Genomic DNA, 13,623 nt, shown 5'->3' with positions numbered 1-13,623 from the left:
CCGCAATCGATATGTTCTCACGACTTGATGAGTTGAGATCATGACCGCCGAAATCGTTCCCGGCCGCCTCTCGGTGCCCTCGCTCTCGGCGCTCGCCGCCTTCGAGGCGGCGGCGCGACATGGCAGTTTCACCCGGGCCGCCGAGGAGCTGAACCTGACGCAAGGCGCCGTCAGTCGCCAGATCGCGCTGCTGGAGCAGAATCTCGGCCTGAAGCTGTTCGAGCGCGTGAAGAAGCGCGTCAGCCTGACGCCGGCCGGCGGCGCCTACGCGGCCGAGGTGCGCGACGGGCTTTCACGCCTGGCCGCCGCGACGCTCTCCGCCATGGCCTTCCGGGGCGGCGCCGGCCTGCTCCATCTCGCCATCCTGCCGACCTTCGGCACGCGCTGGCTGATCCCGCGTTTGCCGCGCTTCACCGAGGCGCATCCCGGCGTTACCATCAATTTCTCGACCAAGCTCGTGCCTTTCGACTTCGCCCACGACGAAGCCGACGCCGCCATCCATTTCGGCCATCCGGTCTGGCCCGGCGCGCGGCTGCACCGCCTTATGGGTGAGGAGGTCGTGCCGGTCGCAGCGCCGGCGCTGGTGGCGCGGTCCGGTATCAAGGAGGCCGCCGACCTGCTGCGCCAGCCCTTGCTGCAGCAATCGACCCGGCCGCGCGCCTGGGCCAACTGGCTGGAGCAGCAGGGCCTGCCGCCGGAGCGGGCGCTGATGGGTCCGCGCTTCGAGCAGTTCGCCATGGTGGCGCAGGCCGCGGTAGCTGGGCTCGGCGTCGCGATCGTGCCACGCTTCCTGATCGAGGAGGAATTGCGCTCGGGCGCGCTGGTCATTCCAGTGGATCGGCCGGTGCGCGGCCCCGAGGGCTATTACCTCGTCTATCCCGAGGCCAAGGCGAGCCTGCCGGCGGTGGTCGCTTTCCGCGACTGGCTCGTCGGTGAGTGCGAGGCGATGAACTAGGCCCTCGACAAGCGCCGGTCGAGGCGTCATTCATGCGCTGAGATCACGAACCACCGCTCGCGCAGGTCATTCATGTCTTCCGCTCCAGCCTCGGCCGATATCGTCATCGTGGGAGGCGCGGCGATCGGCTCTTCCGTCGCCTATCACCTCGCCAGCGATCCCGGCTTCAAGGGCAAGGTCATCGTCGTCGAGAAGGACCCGACCTATCGGCTCTCGGCCTCGGCGCTCTCGGCGGCTTCGATCCGCCAGCAATTCTCCAGCGCGGTGAATATCCGCGTCTCGCTCTTCGGCATCGAGTTTTTGCGCAATATCGGCCAGCACCTATCGGTGGATGGCGAGGCGCCATCGATCGATCTGCACGAGGGTGGCTACCTCTACGTCGCCGGCGATGAGGGGCGTGAGGTTCTCGAACAGAATCAGAAGCTTCAGCAGCAGGAAGGCGCCGATGTCGCACTTTATGCTGCAGAAATGCTGCGCAGCAAATTCGGCTGGCTGAATACCTCGGATCTCCTCTGCGGCACCTATGGCGTCAGCGGCGAGGGCTGGTTCGACGGCTGGGCCCTGCTGCAGGCCTTCCGCAAGAAGGCACGCTCGCTCGGCGTCGAATACCGCCAGGGCGAGGTCGTCGGCTATGCGGTCGAGGGCGACCGCGTTACCGGCGTCGAGCTGGCCGATGGCAGCCGCATCGCCTGTGCCGCCGCGGTCAACGCGTCAGGCACCCATGGCGCGAGACTCGCCGCGACCGCCGGCGTCGCAATCCCCGTGAAGTCGATGAAGCGCTATGTCTACAGCTTCACGTGCAAGGGCGAGGTCGACAATTGCCCGCTGCTGATCGACACCTCCGGCGCCTATGTCCGCCCCGAGGGCAAGCGCGGCAATGAAGGGCAGATGTTCATCTGCGGCTCTTCGCCGCCGGCCGAGCTCGACCGCGAATGGGTCGAGACCGACGCCGATGTCGAGGATGTCGACTGGTCTTTCTTCGAGGAATATGTCTGGGCGCCGCTCGCCCATCGCGTGCCCGCCTTCGAGGCGATCAAGCCCGGCCGCGCCTGGGCCGGTCCCTATGACATGAACGGCCTCGACGGCAATGCCATCCTCGGCCCCGCGGTCGGCGTGCCCAATCTCTACCTTGCCAACGGCTTCTCCGGCCATGGCCTGCAGCAATCCCCGGCGGTCGGCCGCGGCCTCGCCGAGCACATCGTCAACGGCCGGTATTTGACGCTCGACCTCGCCGATCTCGGCCATGAGCGGATCGTCGCCGGCCAGCCCCTGCGCGAGGCGAACATCATCTGAAAGGAGTGCGCCTCATGATCGATACGGCCTATGTCACGACCATGGCGCGCTATAACCGCTGGCAGAATCGCAGCCTCTACGGCGCCGCCGACACGCTCACCGACGAAGCGCGCCGGCTCGATAGGGGCGCCTTCTTCCGCTCGATCCACGGCACCTTCTGTCATCTGCTCTGGGCTGACCAGACCTGGCTCTCGCGCTTCGCCGGAACGCTGAAGCCGAGCGTGCCCAATCGCGAGTCGTCGCGGATGATCGAGGACTGGGAGGAGCTGAAGGTCGCGCGCCGCGATTTCGACAAGACGATCCTGGGTTGGGCGGAGGACCTCTCGCCAGAGTGGCTCTCAGGGAACGTGACCTGGTTCTCGGGGCTGACCGGGAGTGAAATGACGATGCCGGCGCCGATCCTCGTCATGCACCTTTTCAATCACCAGACCCACCATCGCGGTCAGGCTCACGCCATGCTGACAGCGGCGGGCGCGAAGCCCGATGATACCGACCTGATGCTGGTGGATATGCGCGGCTGAAGTCCAGCCTGGGCTAGGCCTCGGCCGTCCGCCGGCTGGGGCGTCGAGGTTTTCCCTTTGTGGGTTTGCCCGACTCGCTCTTGTCCTCGTCATCCCCGACATCGTCGGGGATCGCCGCCGTCGCATGCTGGCTCAGTTTCTGGAACAGGCCGAGCCCGACCAGCGCCGCCACGGCGACCAGCATCAGCAGGGACGGAAACAGGATGTCGGCCGGCTTGTCGCGCGCAGCCTTGGTGATCAGCACCAGCGATTCCAGGCTGAGCGCGACGATGATGATCGTCATGAACTTGGTCAGCGACCCGCGCGCCTCGGCCGGGCGGCGCAATTCGCGGTCGGCGACGACCTCCTCCTCGAACAGGAACTTGCCGACATCGGCGACGGCGACCGCGATGATCACGAGGCCGATGCCGTCGAGCATGGTGTCGAGCGCACCTTCGCCGGTTCGGAAGCCGATGAAGGTGCGCGAGATCGCGACCGCCATCAGCAGCAAGGAGGCCAGCAGCAAGGAGCCGGCGATGCCGGAATAGAGCAGGCGGCTGAACAAGGTCATGGTGTGGATCCCCCCGAGATGATGCCCATGAACCCGGCAGGCGGCGACTCGTTCCCGCCATCTGCTGCCAGGGAAGCCGGAGCTGGATGGCGGCGATGCAGCCGCGTCATGGGTTGCGCCTTGCGGGCGTTTCGCCGGCAATGCCATGGTCGCGCACCTTGCGGCCGGAGCGCGCCATGATCGATACGAGCAACCTGATCGCCTTCATCCTGCTCGCCTTCGGCATGGTGCTGACGCCAGGGCCGAACATGATCTATCTGATCTCGCGCTCGATCGCGCAGGGGCCGGCCTCCGGCCTGATCTCGCTCGGAGGCATTGCGCTCGGCTTCGTCTTCTATGTCCTCTGCGCCGCCTTCGGAATCACCGCCCTGCTCTTCGCCGTCCCCTTTGCCTACGATGCGCTGCGGCTGGCCGGCGCGGCCTATCTGCTCTGGCTCGCCTGGCAGGCGGTCCGGCCGGGCGGCAGCTCGCCCTTCCATGTGCGCGAGCTCAAGCATGACGGGCCGCGCAAGCTCTTCATGATGGGCTTCCTCACCAGTCTGCTGAACCCGAAGATCGCGATGTTCTACCTGGCGCTGCTGCCGCAGTTCATCGATCCGGCTGCGGGCAGCGTGCTGGCGCAGTCGATCATCCTCGGCTTCATCCAGATCAGCGTCTCGGTCAGCGTCAACGCGCTGATCACCTTCGCTGCCGGCGGCATCGCCGTCTTCCTGCGCACGCGCCCGTTCTGGGCGCTGGTGCAGCGCTGGGTGATGGCGACGATGCTCGCCGGCTTTGCCGTGCGCATGGCGGCAGAAGCGCGCCGCTGACAGGCCGCGCGCAACGATTTCTGCACCGTTCATAGGGTTTGTGCATCGCGCCGTCGGATCACTGCTTGGTCAGCGCGTCCGATTCAAAGCGTAAGGCGGGGGTCTTCATGAGTGTTGCCAACGGCCGGGCCCTCCTGGCGATGCCGGGCCCGACCAATATTCCCGATCGCGTCCTCCAGGCGATGATGCGCCCGGCGGAAGAGCTCGCCTCGAAGACGATCGTCGACCTCACCGAAACCCTGCTGGCCGATCTCAAGGCAGTCTTCCGCACGACGGGAGAGACCTTCCTCTACGCTGCCAATGGCCATGGCGGCTGGGAGGCGGCGCTCACCAACGTCCTGTCGCGCGGCGACAAGGTGCTGGTGCTCGCCAGCGGCCGCTTCGCCATCGGCTGGGGCGAGATGGCCCGGTTCATGGGCGCCGATGTCGAGGTGCTCGCCGGCTCCTGGCGCGCGGCGGTCGATCCGGCCGCGGTGGAGGCGCGCCTGCGGCAGGACAAGGAGCATGCGATCAAGGCGGTGCTGACCGTCCAGATCGACACCGCCTCCGGCGTGGTCAATGATGTCCAGGCGATCCGCCGCGCCATCGATGCTGCCGGCCATCCGGCACTGTACATGGTCGATGGCGTCGCAGCCCTCGGCTGCATGCCGTTCGACATGGACGGCTTCGGCGTCGATGTCGCGATGTCCGCTTCGCAGAAGGGGCTGATGACCCCGCCCGGCCTCGCCTTCGTCGCGGCGAATGGCAAGGCGCTGCAGGCGCACCGGGACGCAAACATGCGCACGCCCTATTGGGACTGGACCGCGCGCATGGACCCGCTGCTCTATATGAAGCATTGCGGCACGCCGCCCGAGCATCTGATGTTCGGGCTGCGCGCCGCGATCGACATGATCTTCGCCGAAGGGCTCGAAGCGGTCTGGCGGCGCCATGCCCTGCTGGCAGCCGCGACGCAGGCGGCGATGGCGAAATGGGCAGAAGGCCAGGCACTGAGCTTCAACGTCGTCGAGCCGTCGCAGCGCGCCCCGTCGGTCACCACCATCCTGGTCGACGGCGATCCCACTGCCATCACCGACTACGCCCAGCAGGTCTGTGGCGTGACGCTCGGCCTGGCCATCGGCGATCTCACTGGCAAGGCCTTCCGCATCGCCCATATGGGCCATGTCAACGCGCCGATGGTGCTCGGCAGCCTGAGCGCGGTCGAGATGGCCCTACAGGCGAAGAGCATCCCACATGGTGCGGGCGGCGTCGCGGCTGCGGTCACCTATCTCGGCGCCAATGCGCGCGAGATGGCGGCTTAGCCCCAGCCGCAAGAACAACGTCCACCGGCCCATATGCTTCGCCTATCGTCGCCGGAGCAGCTTGGCTAAGCTCCCGGCCCGACCAGACACGGAAAGCCGACCATGACCGACACGACGCAGGAAGAAGCCCGCATCCTCGCCTGGCTGAGCGATCGCAAGCAGGCGATGATCGATTTGCTGCGCGAGATGGTCGACACTGATTCCGGCTCCTACGACAAGGCCGGCGTCGACCGGGCTGGCCAGGTGCTGGCCCGTTTCCACGAGGCGAACGGGCTTTCCGTCGAGATCGTGCCGGATGCCCGCTATGGCGATGCGGTCAAGGCGCACTTGCCCAATCCGACCGCGAACGACCAGCGTCCGGTCCTGCTGCTCGGTCATCGCGACACTGTCTTCCGCGAGGGCGAGCCGACCCGCCGGCCCTTCACCATTCGCGACGGCCGCGCCTATGGGCCGGGCGTCGCCGACATGAAGGCCGGGCTCGTGATCGAGGCCTTCGTCGCCGCCGCCTTCGCCGCCAATGGCGGCCTCAAGGCGCCTTTGATGATGCTGACCACCAGCGATGAGGAGATCGCCTCGCCGTCCTCGCGGCCGGTGATCGAGGCTGCCGCCCGCGAGTCGCGCTGCGTCTTCAACGCCGAGCCGAGCCGGCTGCCCACGGGAACGGAGTACAACCGCGATCACAAGCAGTCGATCACCTCCGGCCGCAAGGGCGGCGTCTTCATGCGCGCCGAGTTTACCGGCAAGGCGGCTCATTCCGGCGCGAATTACGAGAAGGGTGTCTCGGCCATCGTCGATCTCGGCCACAAGATCCCGCGCCTGCAGGGGCTGACCGACCTCGATGCCGGTATCACCGTCAATGTCGGGCTGATCGGCGGCGGCCAGACCGTCAATACAGTGGCGCCCTCCGCCTGGTGCGAGATCGACCTGCGCTACAAGACGGCGGCTCAGCGTGCGGAACTGGTCGAGGCGATCCGCGAGATCGTCGAGACGCCGGTGGTCGAGGGCAGCTCGGCCACGCTGATCATCAAGGGCGAATTCCACCCGCTGGAGCAGACGCCTGATTCGCTTTTGCTCTACGACACCTATCGCGAGGCCGCGGCAGGCTTGGGTATCGCGGTGACCGCCGAATACACCGGCGGCTGCGCCGATTCCGGCTTCACCGCAGCGCAGGGTTGCCCGACGCTCTGCAGCGTCGGCCCGGTCGGCGGCATGGCCCATACGCCGGACGAGTTCCTGGAGATCGAGAGCATCGTCCCTGCCGCGCAGACCCTGGCGCTGGCGGTGATGCGGACTGCGGCGCGGATGGAGTGACATACACGTCATGCTCGGGCTTGACCCGAGCATCTCGGGCCGGAGAGCGCGCTAGTCCGTCGCTTTCTCGTCATGAGATTCTCGGCTCTGCGCTTCGCTTCGGCCGAGAATGACGCCCCAGAAAGAAAAAGGGCGCCGCGTGAGCGGCGCCCTTCGCTTTTTGTGATCGAGAGGCGGATCAGTTTAGCGCCACACCGGCCGGCCGGCTCTCGCTCGCGGCGGTGAACTCGCCGAGCATCAGCCCGGCGGGGCCGACCGTGACCGGCACGGTCTCGCCGTCGCGGATCGCGCCCGAGAGCAAGAGCTCCGCCAGCGGGTCCTGCACCGATTTCTGGATCACGCGCTTCAGGGGGCGCGCGCCATAGGCGGGGTCGTAACCCTTCTCGGCCAGCCAGTCGCGCGCCTCCTCCGAGAGGTCGAGCGTGATCTTGCGGTCGACCAGCAGCTTGGCGAGCCGGGCCATCTGGATGTCGACGATCGCGCCCATGTCCGACCGCCGCAGGCGGTGGAACAGGATGATGTCGTCGATCCGGTTCAGGAACTCCGGCCGGAAGGCATGGCGGACAACACCCATCACCTCGTCGCGCACCGCGTCGCTGTCCTGCCCTTCCGGCTGGTTCACCAGGAACTCCGAGCCGAGGTTGGAGGTCATAATGATCAGCACATTACGGAAATCGACCGTGCGGCCCTGGCCGTCGGTCAGGCGCCCGTCGTCGAGCACCTGCAGCAGGACGTTGAACACGTCGGGATGCGCCTTCTCGACCTCGTCGAACAGCACGACCTGATAGGGCCGGCGCCGGACCGCTTCGGTCAGCGCGCCGCCTTCCTCATAGCCGACATAGCCGGGAGGCGCGCCGATCAGCCGGCTGACCGAGTGCTTCTCCATATATTCGGACATGTCGAGCCGGACCATCGCCGTCTCGTCGTCGAACAGGAACGCCGCCAGAGCCTTGGTCAGCTCAGTCTTGCCGACGCCGGTGGGCCCGAGGAACATGAACGAGCCGATCGGCCGGTTCGGGTCCTGAAGGCCGGCGCGCGCGCGTCTGACCGCCTTGGAGACGGCCTCGACCGCCTCCGCCTGGCCGACGACACGCTGGCTGAGGCTCTGCTCCATGTGCAGGAGCTTCTCCTTCTCACCTTCCAGCATCCTGTCGACCGGCACGCCGGTCCAGCGGCTGACCACCTGCGCGACATGGTCCGGCGTCACGGCTTCCTCGACCATGCCGGAGGTGTCGTCCTTAGCCTCGATCTCGGAAAGCTGCTTCTCGAGCTGCGGGATCTCGCCATAGGCGAGCTCGCCGGCGCGCTGGTACTCGCCCTTCCGCTGCGCCTGGGCGAGCTCGTTGCGGGCGTTGTCGAGCTTGGTCTTGATCTCCGCCGCCTGGCCGAGCTTGTCTTTCTCGGCCTTCCAGGTCGCGGTGATCGCGGCCGAGCGGGTTTCGAGATCGCTGAGCTCGCCCTCGAGACGCCGTAGCCGCTCCTTCGAGCCGGCATCGCTTTCCTTCTTCAGCGCCTCCTGCTCGATCTTCAGCCGGACGATCTCGCGGTCGATCGAATCGAGCTCCTCGGGCTTGGAGTCGACCTGCATGCGCAGGCGCGCCGAGGCCTCGTCGACAAGGTCGATCGCCTTGTCCGGCAGGAAGCGGTCGGTGATGTAGCGGTTCGACAGCGTCGCGGCCGAGACCAGCGCCGAGTCGGTGATGCGCACGCGGTGGTGCTGCTCATACTTTTCCTTCAGGCCGCGCAGGATCGAGATCGTGTCCTCGACCGTCGGCTCGTCGACGAAAACGGGCTGGAAGCGCCGCGCCAGCGCCGCATCCTTCTCGACATATTTGCGGTACTCGTCGAGCGTGGTCGCACCGACGCAGTGCAGCTCGCCGCGGGAGAGAGCAGGCTTCAGCAGGTTGGACGCGTCCATCGCGCCGTCGGTCTTGCCGGCGCCGACCAAAGTGTGCATCTCGTCGATGAACAGAATGACCCCGCCCGCCGCGGCCGAGACCTCGGAAAGCACGGCCTTCAGCCGCTCCTCGAACTCGCCGCGATATTTCGCGCCGGCGATCAGCGCGCCCATGTCGAGAGCGAGCAGTTCCTTGTCCTTCAGGCTCTCAGGGACGTCGCCATTGACGATGCGCAGCGCCAGGCCCTCGGCGATCGCGGTCTTGCCGACGCCGGGCTCGCCGATCAGCACCGGATTGTTCTTGGTGCGGCGGCTCAGCACCTGGATGGTGCGGCGGATTTCCTCGTCGCGGCCGATGACGGGATCGAGCTTGCCCTCGCGCGCCGCGGCGGTGAGGTCGCGAGCATACTTCTTCAGCGCGTCATAGCCCTGCTCGGCCGAGGCGGAATCGGCGGTGCGGCCCTTGCGGATTGCCTCGATCGCGGCATTGAGGCCCTGCGGCGTGACGCCGGCCTTGGCCAAAATCTTGCCGGCCTCATTGTCCTTCTCGATTGCCAGCGCGAGCAGCAGCCGCTCGACCGTGACGAAGCTGTCGCCGGCCTTCTCCGCCGCCTTCTCGGCAGTATCGAAGACGCGCGCCAGCGCAGGGGTCAAATGCAGGCTCGATGCGCCGGCACCGCTCACCTTGGGGAGCTTGGAAAGTGCCGCGTCGACCAGCTGTTTGGCCTGCCGCGACTGTCCGCCGGCGCGGTCGATTAGACCGGCCGCCATGCCTTCGCTGTCGTCGAGCAGTGCTTTCAGCACATGCTCGGGCGTGAATTGCTGATGGCCCTCGCGCATCGCGATCGTCTGAGCGGCCTGGAGGAAACCCTTTGCCCGGTCGGTATACTTCTCAATGTTCATTCAACTGCCTCCGCACGCCAGTCGCGCCCCGAAGCGGCGGAGCCGGCTGCTTTTCGATGGGATAGGGCCCCCGATGGGCAGCCCCTCGTCCTCAAAGATAGTGTTGCTTTCGCGCAACGTAAGGGGCGGGAGGCAGCTTTGACATTGACGATCGTCAAGGTCCGCGCCCAGCCTGTGGTCATGGTCGGCACGAAGCGGCAACAGGCGATTCGAAAGGCGTTGCGGGCGCTCGTGCCCGGCATCCCGCTGCTCGACGCCGAGACGGTGCTTGCGCTGGCCGGACGGGCGCAAATGCGGGCGCTGCCGCCCTCGACCGCGCTCTGGCTCGCGCTCGGCAGTCATGTTCGGCACAGCCATACGGATTATGATCGCCTGCTCGCCGAGGGCTATGAGCGCGACGCCGCGCGCTACTTCGTGGCCGACGCGATCGACGACGTGCTCTCCGCTTGGGGCTGCCAGCGCTCGATTCTCGATGAGGAGGGCGTTGAGGAAGGCGCGGAGCAGCCGCATTGATCGGATCGATGGAATCCTTTCATCGGCCGTGACAGTCCTTGCTGTGGCGTCCTGGCGCTTGGCGTGGCAGTTTCCGGCGCCTCGCAATCGGAAGGACAGGGCCCATGCGCGTCGCCTCGCTGTATCGCTATCCAGTGAAGGGCCTGTCGCCCGAGCGCCTGAGCCGGACCGAATTGCCGACCGGCGGCTATGTCCCCGGCGACCGACTCTTCGCCATCGAGAATGGCCCTTCCGGCTTCGATCCGGCCGAGCCGGTGCATCAGCCCAAGATCAAATACCTGATGCTGATGCGCAACGAGGCGCTGGCGCGTCTGCGCACGCGTTACGACGATGACAGTCGTGACCTCGTCATTGGTCATGACGATGTCGAGACCAGGTTCGCCATAGCAACCGCAGCGGGCCGGGAGCAACTCTCCGCCTTCTTCAAGGCCTTCATGCCGGATGAACTGCGCGGCGAGCCACGCCTGCTGGCGGCGCCGCTGGGCTATCGCTTCACCGATTCACGCTCGGGCTTCGTCTCGATCATCAATCTCGCCAGCGTCGCCGACCTGGAGACGCGGCTCGGCGTTCCCGTCGATCCCTTGCGCTTCCGCGGCAATGTCATGGTCGAGGGCCTGCCGGCCTGGGCCGAGCTCGATCTGGTCGACCGCGAACTCGTCGCGCCGTCGGGCCTGCGACTCCAGGTGATCAAGCGGATCGAGCGCTGCGCCGCCACCAATGTCGATCCGGTGACCGGTATCCGCGACCTGCAAATCCCGAAGGCGCTGATGAAGGGCTACGGCCATGTCGATTGCGGCATCTATTGCCGGATCGTCGCCGGGGGGACACTCGGCGAGGGCGAGCGGTTGACCCTGGTCGAGGCCAGTGAACCGGCAGCCCTCGGTGTCGCCTGAAAAGCGAAAGGGCCCTGGCGGGCCCTTTCCATTGTTCCATCACGTTGGCCAGATCACTCGGCCGGGGTCTCGCCGCCTTCGCCGCCGAGAGCGTCCATCACCTCGCGCGGCGAACGCCGCCGGGCCGTCCGGCGCTTCGGCTTCTCGCTGGCCTCGGGTGCGGCCTCTGCACCATCTGCGTCCGCCGGAGCGACGGCTGTCGGCGGGGCGGCGACCGGAGCCTCTGTCTCCTCGGCGATCGCGATCGGCACACGGGTCGGCGTGGTCAGGAAGGCCGGCAGCCCGGCCGGAGCGTCCTGCTCCTCGTTGCTGTTGCTGGCGCGGGCCTCGTCACGATCGCGGTCGCGGCGCGACGAACGCTCGCCGCGCGGCGGCCTGTCGGGGCGTTCCTGGCGTTCCGGCCGATCGAAGCGGCGCTCGCCCTGGCTCTGGACCGGCGCGATGTCCGGTTGCTCGGCGCCGGGCTGGGCCTCCGGGCGCGGCATATAGGAACCGTTCTGGCCCTCGTTCCGATCGAAGCGGCGCTCGCCGCGATCCTGGCGATCACCGCGGTCCTGACGCTCGCCCCGATCCTGGCGGTCATTGCGGTCGAAGCGGCGCTGGCCGTTGCGATCGAAATTGCGGTCCTGCCGGTCCTGGCGATGCGGCCGGTCGAAGCGCTGGCCATTGTTCTGGCCGCCTTCGCCGTCCTCTGACTGGCCGCCATGGCCATTCACGCCGTTGTGCTGGCGCTCGCCCTGGGGCTGTCCGCCTTGGAAGCTGGCGTCCTCCTCGCCCTCCTCCTCGAGCTCGTCGGCATCTTCGACGAACGCGCGATTCGGCTGGAAGGTGTGTCCGAACTGCTGGGTCATCTGCTCCTGCGCAGCGAGCAGGATGCGATAATAGTGCTCGGCGTGCTGGAAATAGTTCTCGGCCGCAACCGGATCGCCCGAAGACTGGGCGTCGCGAGCGAGCTGCAGGTATTTCTCTGCGACATGCTGCGCTGTACCCCGGACCTTCACGTCCGGACCGTTCGACTCGTAGCTCCGCTGCAGCGGGTTGGGAGATTTCCGGTTGCCATTATTGTTGTTGTTATTGTTGCTACGGCCGCGCATGCGCCGGTTCTGACCTGGTCTCATTCGCGTCTGTCTCGCGTTGTGTTCATTCTAAGCAACCTTGAGGTCGTCATGCACGCCGTATCGCGCGGCGGGTTGCGGCGCCGCGCGTAAGAAATTCGACCTGGAAGGGCTCTGCGCCGGTATGGGTCTTCACGCGCTCTTTCCAATGGAGCCTCGCCGGCTCCTCCTCCGAACGGCTGTCTCGCACAGTCGGAGCCTCGGTCTCGCTATGTCAGTAACGTCGAGTCTGGCAGTGATCCGAGGGTTCGGCCCGCTCTGCGGAACCTAGCCAAAGGTTATGTGCTGTCGACACTGTCTTCAAGACCATGCGTGCATAGCTGGTTTTGCGGCTTCTTCCAAGCAAATTCGCGCAGCTGGCTGTGCATCGTTCAAGGATCGTGCCCGAAGACGAGGGCGCGAACGTGGCCGCCGAGGTCGCGGCGCGAGTCGAGATGGTTGAGACCGGCCTGCCTCATCAGCGCGACGACCGCCTCTTCCTGTCCGGCGCCGATCTCCAGGATGGCGAGGCCCCCTGGCTTCAGGCGGCGGGGCAGGGCGGCAGCGAGCGCGCGATAGGCGTCAAGCCCGTCCGGCCCGCCATCGAGGGCCAGAAGCGGGTCATGCGCGCGCACGTTTTGGTCGAGGCCGGCGATTTCGGCGCTGCCGATATAGGGCGGGTTCGACAGGATGAGATCGAAACACTCCTCGATCCCGGCAGTCCAGTTGCCCTGGTAGAACGCAGCCCGTTCGGCGACGCCATTGCGCGCGGCGTTGCCGGTGGCGGTCGCGACCGCGTCGGGCGCCAGGTCGATCCCGATGCCGCTCGCGTGCGGAAACTCGCGCAGCGTCGCGACCAGCAGGCAGCCCGTGCCGGTGCCGAGATCGAGCACGCGCAGTTCGTCTTGCCGGCGCGAGGCGAAATGGCCGAGCGCCGCCTCGATCAGGGTCTCGCTGTCCGGCCGCGGCTCCAGCGTTCCCGGCGAAAGCGAAAAGCTCAGCCCCCAGAACTCCCGCGCCCCGAGGATGCGCCAGAGCGGCTCGCCGGTGAGACGCCGCGCGAGCGCATCGTTCAGCCTGATGGCGGCAGCCTCACTGATCGGATCGCCGTCGCTCGCGAGATCCTCGACCAGGATGCGGGCCTCGAAGGTGACATCGGCGACGCCGGCCCGTTTCAGCGCCAGGGCGATCGCCTTGCGGGCCGCAGACGCAGTTCCGCCCGCTGCCGGCAAGGCAACGGGCGCGGTCTTGTCGGTCGATTTGTCTGTACCGGTCAAGCGTATCCTTGGCCCGGCACGCAGCCGGTCAGTTGCCCTGCATCCCCTCGCGGACGCATTCCTTCATCTTGATCCGCAGCGCGGACTTGCTCTCCCTAGCGCCACGGTACTGGCGCTGGCAATCGCGCCGCGCCTGCGCTTCGGTCTTGGCGTTGTGGAGAGTGGCGGGCTGGCCGCTCAAAACCTTTTTCGCGGTCCTCTCCTGTGCACCGGTGGATGCCGGCGCGAGGGCGACGGCGGCGGCAAGTGCGATGGCGCTGAACAGGGCTTTCATCTCTCTATCCTCCCCAAGGGAACAGTCTCTCCGAT

At 66.9% G+C, this 13,623-nt stretch carries 13 protein-coding genes; 8 read left to right on the top strand and 5 right to left on the bottom strand.

Annotated elements, in window-relative coordinates; all coding sequences use genetic code 11:
* Positions 1-40 precede the first annotated feature (40 nt).
* From BMZ69_RS03360 to BMZ69_RS03350, 3 genes are all read left to right on the top strand, one after another.
* Positions 41-955 carry a LysR family transcriptional regulator gene (locus tag BMZ69_RS03360; protein ID WP_092154860.1) on the top strand — a complete coding sequence of 305 codons (915 nt, stop codon included), beginning with the start codon at positions 41-43 and terminating at the stop codon, positions 953-955.
* 72 nt (positions 956-1,027) lie between these two features.
* Positions 1,028-2,248 (top strand): NAD(P)/FAD-dependent oxidoreductase, encoded by a 1,221-nt coding sequence (locus tag BMZ69_RS03355; RefSeq protein WP_092154858.1) that lies wholly within the window; start codon positions 1,028-1,030, stop codon positions 2,246-2,248.
* A 14-nt stretch (positions 2,249-2,262) separates the two neighbouring features.
* On the top strand, positions 2,263-2,769 hold the full coding sequence (locus tag BMZ69_RS03350; RefSeq protein WP_092154856.1) for a DinB family protein: 507 nt from the start codon (positions 2,263-2,265) through the stop codon (positions 2,767-2,769).
* A gap of 13 nt (positions 2,770-2,782) precedes the next feature.
* Here the strand turns inward: BMZ69_RS03350 and BMZ69_RS03345 are convergent, their stop codons facing one another.
* Positions 2,783-3,319 carry a hypothetical protein gene (locus tag BMZ69_RS03345; RefSeq protein ID WP_092154854.1) on the bottom strand — a complete coding sequence of 179 codons (537 nt, stop codon included), beginning with the start codon at positions 3,317-3,319 and terminating at the stop codon, positions 2,783-2,785.
* A 176-nt stretch (positions 3,320-3,495) separates the two neighbouring features.
* On the opposite strand from BMZ69_RS03345, the gene BMZ69_RS03340 reads away from it, so the two are divergent.
* The 3 genes from BMZ69_RS03340 (at position 3,496) to BMZ69_RS03330 (ending at position 6,737) form a co-directional block, all read left to right on the top strand.
* Positions 3,496-4,128, top strand: coding sequence for a LysE family translocator (locus BMZ69_RS03340; RefSeq protein WP_092154852.1), 633 nt, complete (start codon positions 3,496-3,498; stop codon positions 4,126-4,128).
* Between the two features lie 107 nt (positions 4,129-4,235).
* A complete protein-coding gene (locus tag BMZ69_RS03335) occupies positions 4,236-5,426 on the top strand; it encodes a pyridoxal-phosphate-dependent aminotransferase family protein (protein ID WP_092154850.1) in 1,191 nt (396 codons plus the stop codon).
* Positions 5,427-5,528: 102 nt separating this feature from the next.
* Complete coding sequence (locus tag BMZ69_RS03330; RefSeq protein ID WP_244543193.1) at positions 5,529-6,737, top strand: M20 family metallopeptidase; 1,209 nt, start codon at positions 5,529-5,531, stop codon at positions 6,735-6,737.
* Between the two features lie 178 nt (positions 6,738-6,915).
* Here the strand turns inward: BMZ69_RS03330 and clpB are convergent, their stop codons facing one another.
* Complete coding sequence (clpB, locus tag BMZ69_RS03325; RefSeq protein ID WP_092154848.1) at positions 6,916-9,537, bottom strand: ATP-dependent chaperone ClpB; 2,622 nt, start codon at positions 9,535-9,537, stop codon at positions 6,916-6,918.
* Positions 9,538-9,675: 138 nt separating this feature from the next.
* Between clpB and BMZ69_RS03320 the strand changes: the two genes are divergently transcribed.
* Both BMZ69_RS03320 and BMZ69_RS03315 read left to right on the top strand, forming a co-directional pair.
* Entirely contained in the window at positions 9,676-10,050 is a 375-nt protein-coding gene (locus BMZ69_RS03320) for a DUF2293 domain-containing protein (RefSeq protein WP_244543192.1), read from the top strand.
* 104 nt (positions 10,051-10,154) lie between these two features.
* The gene (locus tag BMZ69_RS03315) at positions 10,155-10,943 is read left to right on the top strand and encodes an MOSC domain-containing protein (RefSeq protein WP_175506650.1); all 789 of its coding nucleotides are present in this window, start codon (positions 10,155-10,157) and stop codon (positions 10,941-10,943) included.
* Positions 10,944-10,996: 53 nt separating this feature from the next.
* On the opposite strand, the gene BMZ69_RS31870 is transcribed toward BMZ69_RS03315, so the two are convergent.
* The 3 genes from BMZ69_RS31870 to BMZ69_RS03300 all read right to left on the bottom strand — a co-directional run bounded on the left by BMZ69_RS31870 (position 10,997) and on the right by BMZ69_RS03300 (position 13,588).
* Positions 10,997-12,037, bottom strand: a complete 1,041-nt coding sequence (locus BMZ69_RS31870) for a DUF4167 domain-containing protein (RefSeq protein ID WP_244543191.1) — start codon at positions 12,035-12,037, stop codon at positions 10,997-10,999.
* A 392-nt stretch (positions 12,038-12,429) separates the two neighbouring features.
* Positions 12,430-13,314, bottom strand: a complete 885-nt coding sequence (prmC, locus tag BMZ69_RS03305; protein ID WP_244543190.1) for a peptide chain release factor N(5)-glutamine methyltransferase — start codon at positions 13,312-13,314, stop codon at positions 12,430-12,432.
* 28 nt (positions 13,315-13,342) lie between these two features.
* Positions 13,343-13,588 carry a hypothetical protein gene (locus BMZ69_RS03300; protein ID WP_092154844.1) on the bottom strand — a complete coding sequence of 82 codons (246 nt, stop codon included), beginning with the start codon at positions 13,586-13,588 and terminating at the stop codon, positions 13,343-13,345.
* Positions 13,589-13,623: the final 35 nt, after the last annotated feature.

The organism is Allobosea sp. CRIB-10, assembly GCF_900112185.1.
In the GTDB taxonomy this organism is placed as follows: domain Bacteria; phylum Pseudomonadota; class Alphaproteobacteria; order Rhizobiales; family Beijerinckiaceae; genus Allobosea.
The sequence above is the reverse complement of the archived record's forward strand: the minus strand, read 5'-3'. Positions and strand labels throughout refer to the sequence as shown.